We start from the raw sequence: 14,327 nt of genomic DNA, 5'->3' as shown, positions 1-14,327 counted from the left end.
TTTGCGTGCAGGCCGTGTCCGCGCGATGGCATCTGCCCGCTGTTGCCGGCGCTCCGGGTTCGATCGGCTCCACAGGCGAATGTCCCGGGGCGTGTCGCTAGCTATTGGTAATGGGAACCGTTATCGTCTGCTCGTCCGAGTCGTCGAGCGTCGGGAGTGCGCGGTGGGTCATGTGTTGCTGGTCGAGAGCTGGGTCGGTGCGATGAGTACCCTGCTGCCCCGGGCGATCCGGGAGGCGGGACATCGGTTCACGTTCCTGACCAGGAACCTGCACCACTACCTGCGCCAGGGCGGCGGCACCGGGACGCACCCGCTGCTCGACGCCGACCACGTGATCACCGCCGAAACCAACGATCCGGAACGGCTGCTGCCGTACGTACGGCAGCTGCACGAGGTGCTGCGCTTCGACGGCGTCCTCACGTCCTGCGACTACTACCTCGCCACCGTGGCCCGGCTCGCCGCGGACCTGGGCCTGCCGGGCGCACGGCCCGAGGCCGTCGAGTGCGCCTACCGCAAGGACCTGGCGCGGCAGCGGATGCGGGCGGCCGGCCTGCCCGGCCCCGGGTTCGCCGTCACCGGGGACTGGGCGGGCACCGAGGCCGCCGCCCACGCGCTGGGTTTCCCGCTGGTCGTCAAGCCGGTCGACCTGTGCGCCGGGATGTTCGTCCGGCTGGTGGCCGACCGGGACCAGCTACGCGAGGCGTTCGACGCCCTCGGCGGGTTCCCGGTCAACGCCCGGGGGCAGCGGCGTTCGCCGCTGGTGCTGCTGGAGGAGGTGTTGGCCGGGCCGGAGGTCAGCGTGGAGACCGTGACCGTCGACGGGGAGACGACGGTGCTCGGTGTGACGGACAAGAGCCTCGCCGGTGCACCGCGGTTCGTGGAGACGGGGCACATGTTCCCCGCCGCGCTCGACGCGGCGACGGCCGGCGCGGTGGGCGACATGGCCGTCGCCGCCCTCGCCGCGGTCGGGTTCGACCGGGGGGTGGCGCACACCGAGCTACGGCTGACGGCGGCCGGGCCACGGGTGGTGGAGATCAACCCCCGCCCGGCGGGCAACCAGATCACCGAGCTGGTGCGGCGGGCGACCGGGGTGGATCTGCCCATGGTGTACGCCCGGCTGGCCGTGGGTGAGCAGCCGGAGGTCACGGTGGCCGACACGGGTGTCCGTAGCGCCGCCATCGCGTTCCTGCTCCCGCCCCGCGCCGGCACCGTCGCCGGGATCGACGGGGTGACCGCGCTGGCTGCCGCTCCCGACGTGGTCGACTGGGCGGTGAAGCCCGCCGGGCACCGCACCGGCGACGCGGTGAGCAACAACGACTACCTCGGTCACGTCATGACGGTGGACACCACGGGTCCCGGCGCCCGGACCCGCGCCGACGAACTGGTCGCCGGGCTCGGCGTCCGCTACGCCGACGAGCTGGCCGGGGCCCACGCGTGACGCCGGTGGACACCGGTCGGCCGGTCACGTCGGTTCCGGACCTGATCGACGCGGTCCGGGCGGGCCGCTTCGGCCCCGACCCGGCCACCGCGCAGGTCACCGTCGCGTTCACCACCCGACAGGGCGCCCGGCATGCCGGACGGGCCCGCGGTTACCGCAACCAGGTGCTGAGCCTGCGGGTGGACGCCGCCGTCGGCTCGTGCGCCACGGAACCCGACGAGCTGACCGACGAGGTCGCCCACGACTGCGTCGGTCGCAGCGTCGCCGACCTGCTCACCCACCCGGCGTCGGCGGTGCGCGTCGCGGCCCTGGACGCCTACCTCGCCACGGTCCGACCGCACCGGCACGCCGCCGGCGACACGGTCACCATCCCGGCCGGGACGTCGCTTGCCAAGTCGACCGCCCGGGCCGCCGCCGTGGTGGACCTGCTACCGGTGGAGCCGGGGCAGCAGGTCCTGGTCGTCGGGGTGGTGAACTCCCTGTTGGCGCAGTTGCGGGACCGGGGCGTCGGCTACCTGCCGTGCGACCGGGCCGGCGGGAGCACGGAGTGGGGGGAGCCGTGCCTGCCCGACGCCGCGGTGCTGCTGGAGCGCTGCGACGCGCTGCTGGTGTCCGGGATGACCCTGGGCAACGACACGTTCGCCCCGCTGCTGCGGCACGCCCGTACCACCGGCAAGCCGATGGTGGCCTTCGCCCAGACCGGCAGTGCCGTCCTGCCGTGCTTCCTGGGCGCGGGGTTGAGTGGGCTGTCCGCCGAGCCGTACCCGTTCTTCTGGCTCGACGGTGCGGCGACGACGATCTACCGCTACCGCGCCGGGGCCGGGTCGCCGTGCTGACCACCTCCACGCCGGCAGCCCGCGCACCGCACCTGCTGGGCCTGCTGGGACGCTCCCCGGTGGTGTTCGTCGACACCCCGCTGCCGCACCCGCACGGCGGCTTCCACGCCAAGGTCGAGCACCTGAGCCCGGGGGGCATGAAGGCGCGGGCCGCGGTGGCGATGTTGCGGGCCGCCCGGCGGCGTGGTGACCTCGGGCCGGGCGGCACCGTGGTGGAGTCGACCAGCGGCACGCTGGGGCTCGGTCTGGCGTTCGCCGGACAGGCCCTGGGCCACCCCGTCGTCCTCGTGGTGGACCGGGAGATCGAACGCTCGATGCGGGCGCTGCTCGCGGCCCACGGGGCGACGCTGGAGGTGGTGGCGCAGCCGCACCCGGCCGGTGGTTGGCAGCAGGCCCGCCTGGACCGGCTGCGCGAGGTGCTGGCCCGCATCCCCGACGCCTACTGGCCCGACCAGTACCACAACCCGGACAACGTCGCCGGCTACCGCGGCCTCGCCGAGGAGTTGACCGGCCAGGTCGAAGCCGTGGACGTGCTGGTGTGCAGCGTCGGCACCGGTGGGCACAGTGCCGGCCTGGGCCGGGCGTTGCGCCGCTACTGGCCGGGGATGCGGCTGGTCGGGGTCGACACCGTCGGCTCGACGATCTTCGGGCAGCCCGCCCGGCCCCGGCTGATGCGCGGCTTGGGCAGCAGCATCTTCCCCCGCAACGTCGACTACGCCGCCTTCGACGAGGTGCACTGGGTCGGACCGGTGGAGGCGGTGGACACCTGCCGCCGGTTGGCCCGGGCGGCGTTCGTCACCGGCGGCTGGAGCACCGGGGCCGTCGCCCGGGTCGCCGCGTGGGTCTGCCGGATGCAGCCCGGTGCCCGGGTGGTGACGATCTTCCCGGACGGCCCGCACCGTTACCTCGACTCGATCTTCGACGACGCGTACTGCGCCCGCCACGGCCTGTTCGCCCCGGCCCCGGACCATCCGATCGAGATCCCGTACCCGGACGCCGTCGAGGTGACCCGGTGGAGCCGCTGCCGGACCGTCCTCGACCCGCTGCGCCGCCTGGCGGTGCCGGCATGAGGCTCGACTGGCGCAGCTACCCGCTGCGGCTGCGGGAACCGTTGCGGATCTCCCGGGCGACGATGCCGGGCCGCGACGCCGTCCAGCTCGACCTGTCCCACGACGGCGTCACCGGCCACGGCGAGGTGGTGACCAGCGTCTACTACGGACTGGACCTGGCCGCCATCCTCGGGCTGCTGCCCGGGCTGCGGCACCGGGTACGCGCCTGCGGCGAACCCGAGGTGCTGCTCGCGGAGCTGCCGGCGCTCGCCGGGGAGCTGCCGGCCGGTGTGCTGGCGGCCCTGGACGCCGCCGTCCACGACCTGCTGGGCCGGCGGGCCGGTCAGCCGGTGCACCGGTGGCTCGGCCGGCCCGCCCCGACCCCGGCGGTCACGGCCCACACCGTCGGCCTCGTCGCGCCCGGACACGCCCGCCTCACCGCGCTCGACCTTGCCCGACGTGGCTTCCGAATGGTCAAGGTCAAGTGCGGGGACGCCGCCGACGTGGCCCGGGTCGCCGCCGTCCGCGCCGCGCTGCCGCAGGCGCGGCTCGTGCTCGACCCCAACGGCGCGTGGACCCCCGAGCAGACCGTGCGGCTGCTCGACACACTGCGCCCGTACGGCGTCGACGCCGTCGAGCAGCCCATCGCGCCCGGCACCCCGCAACTGCTCGCCTGGATCAGCGCACGCACCGAGGTGCCGGTCGTCGCCGACGAGGACGCGGCCACGGCGGCGCACGTCGACGCCCTCGCCGGCGCGGTGGCCGGCGTCAACGTCAAGCTGGCCAAGTGCGGCGGCATCCACGCCGCGCGGCAGATCGCCGCCACCGCCCGGGCCCACGGCATGGACCTCATGCTGGGCTGTCTGGTGGCCAGCTCGCTGGGCATCGCACCGGCGGTGCACCTCACCGGCGACGCCCGCTGGATCGACCTGGACGGGCACCTGCTGCTCGCCGCCGATCCGTGGACCGGCATCGGCGGCCACGACGGCGTCCTGCGGTTGAGCGGGTCACCCGGGCTCGGCGTGCGGGCGGTCCGGTGAAGACGTGGTCCACCCTGCGCAGCTTCCCGCTGCCGATCCGGCTGCTGGTGGTCAACCAGTTCGGGGTCAACGTCGGCTTCTACCTGCTGCTGCCCTATCTCGCCGGCTACCTGGCCGCCGACGTCGGCCTCTCCGCCGCCGTGATCGGCATCGTGCTCGGCGTGCGCAACCTCAGCCAGCAGGGCCTGTTCCTGCTGGGCGGCTCCGCTGCCGACCGGTTGGGTGCCCGGGGGGTCATCATCGCCGGCTGCGCCCTGCGCGCCGTCGGGTTCGGGCTGTTCGCCCTCGGCACGGCACTGCCGGTGCTGCTGGCCGCGTCGATCCTGTCCGGACTGGCCGGCGCGCTGTTCAACCCGGCCGTACGCAGCTACGTGGCGCAGGCCGCCGCCGACCGGCGGGCCGAGGCGTTCGCCCTGTTCACCGTCTTCGCCAGCGCCGGCGCGCTGCTCGGACCACTGCTCGGCTCGGCGCTGCTCCTGGTCGACTTCCGGGCCGCCGCGTCGACCGCCGCCGGGCTGTTCGCCGCACTCACCGTGGCGCAGGCGGTCTGGCTGCCCGCCACCCCGGCCACCTCCGCCGAGGCGACGCTCTGGCAGGACTGGCGCACCGGCCTCGCCGACCGCCGGTTCCTGGCCTTCAGCGTCGCGCTGGCCGGCATGTTCGCGTTGCAGACCCAGCTGTACCTGATCCTGCCGGTGCAGGCGGAGCACGTCACCGGGCACCCGGTGGCGGTCGCCGGGCTGTTCGTCGTCTCCACCGTCGTGACGCTCACCCTGCAACTACCGCTGACCGGCTGGCTACAGGGCCGCTGGAGCCGGGGGAAGAGCATCACCGTCGGAATGGCGGTCATGGGAGCCGGGTTCCTGCTGCCGCTGCTGCGGGTGGAGTCGACGTCGCCGGTGCTGCGGCTGGTGCCGGTGCTGGCTGCGGCCGTCCTGCTCACCCTGGGGGTGATGATCGCCCAGCCGTTCGTGCTGGAGTTGATCCCCGCCTTCGCCGGCCCCCGGCTGACCGGTACCTACTTCGGCCTGTTCTACCTGGTGTCCGGGGTCCTCGCCGCCGGCTGCACCGCCGCCGTCGGTGCGACGGTGGGCACCGCCACGGCAGCCGGGGTGCCGCCGGTGGCGTGGCTGCTCACCGCCGCCGTCGGGGTGGCCTCGGCGGGCGCGGTATGGCTGCTGCGCCTCGACGGCCCCCGTACGTCCGCGCCCACGCCGACCCCGGCGGGGGTGTCATGAGCGGCGGGAACCTCCTCACCGACAACCCGGAACTGTACGAACAGCAGTTCCCCGATCCGGGTCACCGCGCCGCCCGGTTCGTCGACGACGTCGTACGCCGGTTCGCCGACCGCACCGACGTCGCGCCCCGGCTACTCGACGTCGGATGTGGCACCGGCCGCGACGTCGGGTACCTCGCCACCCTCGGCTACGCCACCGTCGGGCTGGACACGTCGGTGCCGATGCTGACCTACGCGCGGCGTCGCCACCCCGACGTCCGGTTCGTCCACGCCGACCTGCGGGACTTCGACCTGGCCGGCCCCGTCGACGTCGTCACCTGCCTGGACAGCGCGCTGCTGTACTGCCACACCAACGCCGACCTGACCGCGTTCCTGCGCTGCTGCCACCGGCACCTGCGCCCCGGCGGGCTGCTGCTGGCCGAGATGCGCAACGGGGCGTTCTTCCTCGGCAACACCGAACTCCTCGACGGCACCCGCACCCGCACCGTGACCTGGCGCGACGTCCCGTACACGTCCGACACGCGGCTGTGGATCGACCACGGTGGGCAGTTGCTGCGTCGCGAACGGGTCTGGACCTGGCCGGCCTGCCCGCAACCGTTGGTGCAGACCTCGGCCTGGCGGCTGCTGTTCCCCGCCGAGCTGCGGTACCTGCTCGACACCGCCGGGTTCGATGTGGTGGCCCTGTTCGACGCCCCCGGTCCCCGCACCGACCCGCCCTGGCATCCGACGGCCGCGTTGTCGACCGCGTTGTCCGGTGACCGGCTGCACCTGGTCGCCCGGCGACGCGCCGACCCGGTCTGACCCCGACCGCCGCGCCGAAGCGGCGGGAGTTCCACACCTTATCGGAAGGGATATTCATGATGGATAGTTTGTCAGTGGGCACGCCGTCGGTGACCCGTCGCGGTCTGCTCGGCGGTGTCGCCGCCGCCTCCGCTGCCCTGCTGGCCGGCTGCGGTGGGGGCGACGACCCGAGCACCCCCGCCGCCGGGCGACCCCGGCGCGGCGGTCGGCTGCGGGCGGCGTTCGCCGGCGGCGGCGTCAACGAGACGCTCGACCCGCACCTGGCCAACCTGTTCAACGAGGCGTCCCGGGCCAAGGCGATGTTCGACAAGCTCGCCGACTACGGCCCCGACGTCTCCATCCGGCCCCGCCTCGCCGAACGTTGGGAACCCCACAGTGACCTCACCCGCTGGCGGATCACCCTGCGCGAGGCGACGTTCCACGACGGGCGGCCGGTCCGCGCCGCCGACGTGCTGTACAGCTACGCCAGGATCACCGACCCGAAGCGGGCGTTCCGGGCCAGGGCCAGCCTCGGCCTGCTCGACCTGCGCCGCAGCCGCGCCATCGACGACCGGACCGTGGAACTGGCCCTGACCCGCCCCTTCGCCGAGTTCCCCAACGCCCTGGCCGCGTTCGGCGCGTACATCGTCCCCGAGGGTGCCGACAGTTTCACCCGGCCCGTCGGGTCCGGTCCGTTCACCTTCGACTCCTGGCAACCCGGCCGGTCACTGCTGCTCAAACGGTACGACGGCTACTGGGAGGGCGCAGCCCACCTCGACGAGCTGGAATACCTGATCAGCAACGAGGAGTCGGCCCGGGTCAACGCCCTGCTCGCCGGGCAGGTGGAGTACGCCCACGACATCACTCCCACCACCGCCCGCACCCACGCCGGCAGCACCCGGCTGACCGTCACCCGGATGCCGAACAGCACCATGCAGTCCTTCGCCATGAAGGTCGACCGGCCGCCGTTCGACAACCGGGACCTCCGCGAGGCCATGTTCCTGCTCACCGACCGCCGACAGCTCGTCGACACCGTCCTCGCCGGCTCCGGACAGATCGGCAACGACCTGTTCGGCAAGGGCTACCAGCACTACGCCGACGACATCACCCAACGCACCCACGACCTCGACCGGGCCCGCTTCCTCGTCGACAAGGCCGACGCCCGGGGACTACGGATACGCCTCGACACCGCCTCGGTGGCCAGCGGCTTCGTCGAGGCCGCCAGCGTCCTCACCGACCAGGCCAGGCAGGCCGGCCTGATCATCGACACCGCGCTGGGCAACAAGGACACCTACTGGAAGGACATCCTCGACACCGGCGTGCTGGCCTCGTACCGCTCCGGCGCCATGCCCATCGAGACGCACATCTCCCAGCGGCTGCTGACCACCTCCACCACCAACGCGACCCGGTGGACCCGCCCCGACTTCGACGCCCTCTACACCCGGGCCGTCTCCAGCGCCGACGAGGCCACCCGCCGGCAGGCGTACGGCGACATGCAACGCCTCCTGCACGCCGAGGGCGGCTTCCTGATCTGGGGGTTCGCCGACTTCCTCGTCGCCACCGCACCCCACGTCGGCGGCGTGTCCGCCCAGGCCCCGGCCAACACCCTCGACTGGGCCCGCTTCGACAAGGTCTGGCTGGGGTGAGTCTGCCCCGCTACGCCGCCGGGCGGCTGCTGCTCGGCCTCGGACAGGTCGCCGGGATCACCACCATCGTGTTCGTGCTCACCGAGGCGCTGCCCGGTGACGCCGCCGTGGTGATCGCCGGCGACCAGCCCGACCCGGCCCGGATCGCCGCCATCCGGCAACAGTTGGACCTCGACCGGCCGACCTGGCAGCGCTACCTCGACTGGCTGACCGGCCTGCTCCACGGCGACCTCGGCGTGTCGCTGATCTCGGGACGCCCGATCGCCGACCGGCTCGTCGACAGCGCGGGGGTGACCCTGCTGCTGGCGGCGGTGACCCTGCTCGTGCTCGTACCGCTGGCCGTCGCCCTGGGCATGCTGGCGGCCCGCCGGGAGGGGGGACCACTGGACCGGACGGTGTCCGCGGTGTCGGTCGCCCTGTACGCGGTGCCGGAGTTCGCCCTGGCGATCCTGCTCGTCGCCGTGTTCGGCGTCCGCCTCGGCTGGCTGCCACCCACCGCGTTCGGCGCCGACCTGCTCGCCCAGCCGTCGGTGCTCGTGCTGCCCCTGCTCGTACTGCTCGCCCGACCCGTCTGCACCATCAGCCGACTCACCCGCGCCGGCCTGCTCGACGCCCTACGCGCCGAGCACCTCCGCCACGCCCGACGCCTCGGCATCACCGGCGGTCGGCTCTGGCTGCGCCACGCCCTGCCCGACGCCCTGGCACCGGTCGTGCAGCAACTCGCCCGCACCACCGACTGGCTGCTCGGCGGGGTCATCGTCGTCGAGGCGGTGTTCGTCATCCCCGGACTCGGCACCGCCCTGGTCGACGCCGTGTCCACCCGCGACGTGCCCACCGTGCAGGCGCTGTGCGTCCTCGTCGCCGTCACCACCGTGCTGGTGAACCTGGCCGCCGACCTGGTGGCGTTCCGCCTCGCCCCGCGTACCCCGGTGGGCCGATGAGGCGGCTGCGCACCCTGACCGCGGCGGCGTTGCTCAGCGTGCCGCTCGGCCTGGCCGTGGGCGGCCCGTTCCTGGCGGGCGGGCCGGCCGGCCGCACGTTCCCGTTCGCCGACGACGGGCCGCTGGGCACCGACTTCGTCGGCCGCGACGTCGGACAGCAGGTCATGCTCGGCGGCCGGTCCGTGGTCGTCGTGGCCGCCGCCGCGACGGTGCTGGCGTACCTCGTCGGGGTGCCGCTCGGGCTGCTGGCCGCGTCCACCCGCCGCCGGTGGGCCGACGAACTGCTCATGCGCCCACTGGACCTGGCGTTGGCCGTGCCGTCGCTGCTGCTGCTGATCCTGCTGGCCGCCACTGCACCGCCCGGACCGCTCACCCTGGTCGGGATCGTCGCGCTGATCGGGCTGCCGGAGATCACCCGGATCACCCGGGCCACCGCGCTGCCCCTGGCCCACGGGCCGGCCATGGAGGCGATGCGCCTGTACCGCGAAAGTTGGTGGCGACGCGGCCCCGGCTACGTCGGCACCGGCATCCGCCGGGTCCTGCTCGCCGACGCCGGCGTCCGGTTCGTCGGCGCGACGTACCTGGTGGCCACCGCCAGTTTCCTGGGCATCGGCGTCGCCCCCGACGCCGCCGACTGGGCGGTCATGGTGGACCGCAACCGCGCCGGGCTGTTCCTGCAACCCTGGGCCGTCGCCGTGCCCGCCGCCCTGCTCGTCTGCCTGGCCGTCGGCCTCAACCTGGCCACCGACCGGATGCTGGTCACCCGCACCGACCCGCCGCCCCGGCCCACCCCCACCACGACCGCACCCCGCCCGAGGGCACCCGGCGCCCTCGTGGAGGTACGGGACCTGACCGTCACCAGCGGCGACACCCGCCCGGTCGACGGCGTCTCCTTCGACCTGCCCGCCGGGGGGATCCTCGCCGTCGTCGGCGTCTCCGGCAGCGGCAAGACCACCACCGGCCGGGCCCTGCTCGGCGACGTCGACCACACCGGCACCGTCACCCTGGCCGGCACGCCCGTCACCGCCCGCACCCCACCACCGCCCGGGAGCGTCGGCTACGTCCCCCAGCAACCCGGTGCCGCGCTGCACCCGGTACGCCGCATCGGTGCCGTGCTCGACGAGATCGCCCGGCACCACCTGCCCGGAACCGGCCGCAGCGCCCGCCGACGCGCCGTGGCGGCCGCCCTCGACCGGGTCAGCCTACCCACCGACCGCCGGTTCCTACGCCGCTTCCCGCACCAGCTCTCCGGCGGTCAGCAGCAACGCCTCGTCATCGCCCACGCCCTGCTCGCCCACGCCGTCCTGCTCATCGCCGACGAACCCACCACCGGGCAGGACGCCCTCACCCGCACCGACGTCGCCCGGGAACTCACCACGCTCGCCCGCGACGGCATCGCCGTGCTCCTGCTCAGCCACGACCTGCCCCTCGTGCGCGCCGTCGCCGACCAGATTCTCGTGCTGCACCGGGGAACCGCCGTCGAACACGGCCCCGCCGCCGACGTCCTCGCCGCCCCCCGCCACCGGCGCGCCCGGGACCTGCTCGCCGCGCCACCGCACCGGCCACCGGCGGTGGCCGGGGAGGACCGGCCGCTGCTGCACGTCGCCAACCTGAGCGCCGCCCACCGCGACGGCGGCCGACGACGCGACGTGCTCCACGACGTCACCCTGACCGTCCCCGCCGGGCGGTGCCTGGCCGTGGTCGGCCGCTCCGGCAGCGGCAAGACCACCCTCGCCCGCTGCCTCGCCGGCCTGCACCCCGCCCACACCGGCCTGGTGACCCTCGACGGTCGGCCCCTCGCCGGTCACCTCGACCGCCGCCGACCCGACGAACTCGCCGCCATCCAGTACGTGTTCCAGGACGCCCGCGCCAGCTTCGACCCGCACCGGAGCGTCCTCGACCAGACGGCCGCCCCGGCGCGACGCCTCCACGACGCCCCACCGGAGCAGGCCCGCCGAACCGCCCTGGACCTGCTCGCCCGGGTGGGCCTCACCGAATCCACGGTCACCCGACACCCCGACCGGCTCTCCGGCGGCGAACTGCACCGCGCCGCGCTCGCCCGCGCCCTGGCCAGCCGGCCCCGGGCGCTCATCTGCGACGAGACGACCGCCGGGCTCGACCGGCTCACCCGACACGGCATCCTCACCCTCCTCGACGACCTGCGCCACCGCCTCCGGCTGACCGTCGTGGTGATCAGCCACGACCGGGACGTGGTGGCCCACCTCGCCGACCACATCGTCGTTCTCGACAACGGAACCGTCGTCGACGACGGCCCCGCCGAAGACCTGCTCCACCACGCGCAGCACCCGCTGACCCGCGCACTGCTGCACACCCACCCGGCGGACGACACCGCACCCACCCACCCGTGACCGGAGGAACCATGCCGCACCACCGACACCGCGTCGGCCCGTACGAGGTCCAGATCGCCGGACCCCGGCACGTCGACGGGGCGCGCAGCGTCATGCTCGACACCTTCTACCGCGACTTCGGCTTCGGCTACCGACCCGAATGGCACGCCGACGTCATCGACCTCGACGGCACCTACCTCACCCCCGACCGGCACGCCCTGTTCGTCGCTACCAGGGGCGACGAGGTCGTGGGCACCACTGCGGTACGCGCCGCCGCGCCCAAGAGCCCACCCCATCCACGTTTCCTCGCCGAGCGCTACCCCGACGACACCACCGCGCAGCTGTTCCGGGTCTACGTGCGGCCCGGACACCGACGGTGCGGTCTCGCCCGGGCACTGGTCGGCCTCGCCGTCGACTTCGTCACCCGGCAACCCCGCTACCGCGCGCTCTACCTGCACACCGACACCCGCGTCGTCGGTGCCGAACCGTTCTGGCGGAGCCTGGCGACGCCGGTGCATGACGCGCGTGACGGCCACGACGACACCTGCCAGACCGTCCACTTCGAGATCCCGCTGTCCGGCCGCCACCGGTAGCCGCCCGTCGTACCCGGGCATGCCGGGTCCGTCGCGGACGGCTTGATCTGGAGTGCGCTCCAGTTGGCAGGGTCGACGCCATGGCAGGCGACAGGACGGCGGCCCGGCTGGTGCTGGGGACGATGAACTACGGCACGACGGTGGACCAGGGCCGCGCCTTCGCGCTGCTGGACAGGTTCGTGGAGGCGGGCGGGCAGTGGCTCGACACCGCCGACTGCTACGCGTTCTGGTCCGATCCGACAGGTCTCGGCGGGGCCAGTGAGCGGGTGATCGGGGCGTGGCTGCGGGCCCGGCCGGGCGGGCGGGACCGGGTGCGGATCGCGACGAAGGTCCGGCACGACCCGCTGGTGGCGCACCGCTGGCCCGAGTCCGCCGAGGGACTGTCGGCCGGGGCGGTCGCGGCGGGCGTCGCCGGCAGCCTGTCCCGGTTGGGCGTCGACACGGTCGACCTGCTGTGGGCACACGGCGAGGACCGCACCGTGCCGCTCGCCGAGACCGTCGCCGCCTTCGGTGCGCTCGTCGGCAGGGGGACCGTGCACCGGGTCGGGGCGGCGAACCACGCGTCGTGGCGCGTCGAGCAGGCCCGTGCCCTGGCCCGCGACCAGGGGGTGGCGCCGTGGTCGGCGCTGCAACTGCGGCACTCGCTGGCGCAACCCCGACCCGGGGCGGCGTTGCCCGACCAGGGTCACAAACTCCTCACCGCCGACGACCTCGACTACGCGCACACCGAGGGCCTGGACGTGTGGGCGTACACCCCGTTGATCAACGGCGGCTACGTGCGCCCCGACAAACCTCTCCCCGAGGCCTACGACCACCCGGGGACGGGCCGGGTACTCGGTGTGCTCGACGAGATCACCGTCGAGACGGGGGCGACGCGCAACCAGGTGGTGCTCGCCTGGCTGCTGCGGCAGGGCATCCGGCCCATCGTCGGCGTGAGCAGCCTCGCGCAGCTCGACGAGGCGGTCGACGCGGTGGACGTGCCGCTGGACGACGGGCAGCTGGCCCGGCTGGCCGACGCCCGCTGAACAGAAAGGGGGGTACCGGGTGGATCGTCGTCCGCCGAGCCGGTGCCGCCGTCGGGCTACGGCGGCACCGGCCGTTCCGGCGTCACCTCAGGTGCTGACGGTGGCCAGCGGCTTCAGGCCGTAGGTGCGGGCGTAGCCGTTCTCGGTGCCCACGAGCAGGTCGACGACCTCGAAGTAGCGGTCCCAGAAGGGGGTCTCGCGCAGGGCGTCGATCAGCAGGCGGTAGGCGTCGTGGTCGTCCGCCTCCCAGACCCAGACGTCGGTGACCCGCGCCGAGTAGAACTCCGTGTCGTAGAAGCGGGAGCGGACACCACGGGTGCGGGCCTGGATGACGGGCAGGACGTGGGTGGTGAAGGCCTCGACGCGTTCGGCCACGGTCATCGCCAACCACTCGGGCGTGGTTTTGACGAGCATGAACGCGGTGACGGGCGGCCCGGTCAGGTCAGCGGGCATCGTCGGCCTCCTGCGCGGCGAGGACGGCGGGCCGCAGCGTCCGGGCGCACCACCGCACGAACGCGGTGCCCGACCCGGCCTGAGGTGAGCGGTCGACGCCCGAGTCCAGGCCCTCGTCCTTGGCGCGTTTCATGTCAACCATGGCCTCGACGAACGCCTCGTTGAGGCCGTAGCCGAGCATGGTGGAGCGCAGTTCGTCGAGCGACTGACGCCGGTAGCGGACCGGACGGCCCAGTTCCCCGGTCATGATGCGGGCCAGGTCGTCGGGCGAGAGGTCCTGCGGGCCGAGCACCGGGACGTCGCCCACACCGGTCCAGGAGCGGTCCAGCAGCAGCCCGGCCGCGGCGGCGGCGATGTCGGCGACGGCGACCATGGGGGCCGGACGGTCCGCGGCGACGGTGTCGGTGAAGACGCCGTCGTCGCGGATCGCGTCGACCTCCTCCAGCAGGTTCTCGAAGAAGGACGGGCAGGTCAGGGCCCGGTAGGCGACGCCGGAGCCGGCGATCAGGTCGTCCATCGCCAGGGAGGCGGTGACCAGCCCGGCCCGGGCGGCCTGCGGGGTGCCACGTCCGAGCGCCGAGACGCCGACGACGTGGCCGACGCCGTGCGCGGCGAAGGCACGCGTGGCCGGGCGGGTGAAGCCGCTGTAGGCGTCGTCGGGTGGGACGGAAGCGTCCGGCGGTACCAGCCAGAACACGGCGTCCGCCCCGGCGAAGGCGCGGTCGACGGTCGCGGCGTCGCCGTGCGAGCCGACGACAACCTCGACCCGCCCACGGACGTCTTCGGGGAGCCGGCCCGGATCCCGGACGACGACACGCACCTCCTCCCGGCCGGCGGGTGCGGCCTCGATCAGCAGCGACAGCAGGTGCCGCCCGATGTTCCCGGTGGGTCCGGTAATGACGATCATGAAACCCCGATTGTCGGATCGACAGGACCCACGC

At 74.0% G+C, this 14,327-nt stretch carries 13 protein-coding genes; 11 read left to right on the top strand and 2 right to left on the bottom strand.

The features are described from left to right. The first annotated feature begins 163 nt into the window (after positions 1 to 163). The 11 genes from ACN260_RS17745 (at position 164) to ACN260_RS17695 (ending at position 12,933) form a co-directional block, all read left to right on the top strand. Positions 164 to 1,438 (top strand): ATP-grasp domain-containing protein, encoded by a 1,275-nt coding sequence (locus tag ACN260_RS17745; protein ID WP_422752182.1) that lies wholly within the window; start codon positions 164 to 166, stop codon positions 1,436 to 1,438. 5 nt (positions 1,439 to 1,443) lie between these two features. Continuing rightward, positions 1,444 to 2,274 (top strand): Rossmann-like domain-containing protein, encoded by an 831-nt coding sequence (locus ACN260_RS17740; protein ID WP_422752181.1) that lies wholly within the window; start codon positions 1,444 to 1,446, stop codon positions 2,272 to 2,274. After that, a complete protein-coding gene (locus ACN260_RS17735; protein WP_422752180.1) occupies positions 2,268 to 3,344 on the top strand; it encodes a PLP-dependent cysteine synthase family protein in 1,077 nt (358 codons plus the stop codon). Before ACN260_RS17740 ends, ACN260_RS17735 begins: the two co-directional genes overlap by 7 nt. Beyond that, on the top strand, positions 3,341 to 4,363 hold the full coding sequence (locus ACN260_RS17730; RefSeq protein WP_422752179.1) for an enolase C-terminal domain-like protein: 1,023 nt from the start codon (positions 3,341 to 3,343) through the stop codon (positions 4,361 to 4,363). The genes ACN260_RS17735 and ACN260_RS17730 overlap by 4 nt, the downstream gene beginning before the upstream one ends. After that, positions 4,360 to 5,601 carry an MFS transporter gene (locus tag ACN260_RS17725; RefSeq protein WP_422752178.1) on the top strand — a complete coding sequence of 414 codons (1,242 nt, stop codon included), beginning with the start codon at positions 4,360 to 4,362 and terminating at the stop codon, positions 5,599 to 5,601. The genes ACN260_RS17730 and ACN260_RS17725 overlap by 4 nt, the downstream gene beginning before the upstream one ends. Beyond that, a complete protein-coding gene (locus ACN260_RS17720; RefSeq protein WP_422752177.1) occupies positions 5,598 to 6,401 on the top strand; it encodes a class I SAM-dependent methyltransferase in 804 nt (267 codons plus the stop codon). The genes ACN260_RS17725 and ACN260_RS17720 overlap by 4 nt, the downstream gene beginning before the upstream one ends. Positions 6,402 to 6,475: 74 nt before the next feature. Then, the gene (locus ACN260_RS17715) at positions 6,476 to 8,026 is read left to right on the top strand and encodes an ABC transporter substrate-binding protein (protein ID WP_422752176.1); all 1,551 of its coding nucleotides are present in this window, start codon (positions 6,476 to 6,478) and stop codon (positions 8,024 to 8,026) included. Beyond that, on the top strand, positions 8,023 to 8,967 hold the full coding sequence (locus ACN260_RS17710) for an ABC transporter permease (RefSeq protein ID WP_422752175.1): 945 nt from the start codon (positions 8,023 to 8,025) through the stop codon (positions 8,965 to 8,967). Before ACN260_RS17715 ends, ACN260_RS17710 begins: the two co-directional genes overlap by 4 nt. Beyond that, a complete protein-coding gene (locus ACN260_RS17705) occupies positions 8,964 to 11,336 on the top strand; it encodes an ATP-binding cassette domain-containing protein (RefSeq protein ID WP_422752174.1) in 2,373 nt (790 codons plus the stop codon). The genes ACN260_RS17710 and ACN260_RS17705 overlap by 4 nt, the downstream gene beginning before the upstream one ends. A gap of 11 nt (positions 11,337 to 11,347) precedes the next feature. Continuing rightward, the gene (locus ACN260_RS17700; RefSeq protein ID WP_422752173.1) at positions 11,348 to 11,908 is read left to right on the top strand and encodes a GNAT family N-acetyltransferase; all 561 of its coding nucleotides are present in this window, start codon (positions 11,348 to 11,350) and stop codon (positions 11,906 to 11,908) included. Positions 11,909 to 11,988: 80 nt separating this feature from the next. Then, complete coding sequence (locus ACN260_RS17695) at positions 11,989 to 12,933, top strand: aldo/keto reductase (RefSeq protein WP_422752172.1); 945 nt, start codon at positions 11,989 to 11,991, stop codon at positions 12,931 to 12,933. 87 nt (positions 12,934 to 13,020) lie between these two features. Here the strand turns inward: ACN260_RS17695 and ACN260_RS17690 are convergent, their stop codons facing one another. Both ACN260_RS17690 and ACN260_RS17685 read right to left on the bottom strand, forming a co-directional pair. After that, entirely contained in the window at positions 13,021 to 13,386 is a 366-nt protein-coding gene (locus ACN260_RS17690; RefSeq protein ID WP_422752171.1) for a darcynin family protein, read from the bottom strand. Beyond that, positions 13,376 to 14,293 carry an NAD(P)H-binding protein gene (locus tag ACN260_RS17685; protein WP_422752170.1) on the bottom strand — a complete coding sequence of 306 codons (918 nt, stop codon included), beginning with the start codon at positions 14,291 to 14,293 and terminating at the stop codon, positions 13,376 to 13,378. Before ACN260_RS17685 ends, ACN260_RS17690 begins: the two co-directional genes overlap by 11 nt. Between the last annotated feature and the right edge of the window lie 34 nt (positions 14,294 to 14,327).

This window comes from Micromonospora sp. WMMD708 (assembly GCF_049315245.1).
In the GTDB taxonomy this organism is placed as follows: domain Bacteria; phylum Actinomycetota; class Actinomycetes; order Mycobacteriales; family Micromonosporaceae; genus Micromonospora; species Micromonospora wenchangensis.
This window is presented reverse-complemented; position numbering and strand designations above follow the sequence as displayed.

Coding starts and splice junctions, on each gene's coding strand:
- ACN260_RS17705 (WP_422752174.1), top strand. CDS start 8,964: ATGAGGCGGCTGCGCACCCTGACCGCGGCGGCGTTGCTCAGCGTGCCG.
- ACN260_RS17720 (WP_422752177.1), top strand. CDS start 5,598: ATGAGCGGCGGGAACCTCCTCACCGACAACCCGGAACTGTACGAACAG.
- ACN260_RS17695 (WP_422752172.1), top strand. CDS start 11,989: ATGGCAGGCGACAGGACGGCGGCCCGGCTGGTGCTGGGGACGATGAAC.
- ACN260_RS17685 (WP_422752170.1), bottom strand. CDS start 14,293: ATGATCGTCATTACCGGACCCACCGGGAACATCGGGCGGCACCTGCTG.
- ACN260_RS17700 (WP_422752173.1), top strand. CDS start 11,348: ATGCCGCACCACCGACACCGCGTCGGCCCGTACGAGGTCCAGATCGCC.
- ACN260_RS17730 (WP_422752179.1), top strand. CDS start 3,341: ATGAGGCTCGACTGGCGCAGCTACCCGCTGCGGCTGCGGGAACCGTTG.
- ACN260_RS17690 (WP_422752171.1), bottom strand. CDS start 13,386: ATGCCCGCTGACCTGACCGGGCCGCCCGTCACCGCGTTCATGCTCGTC.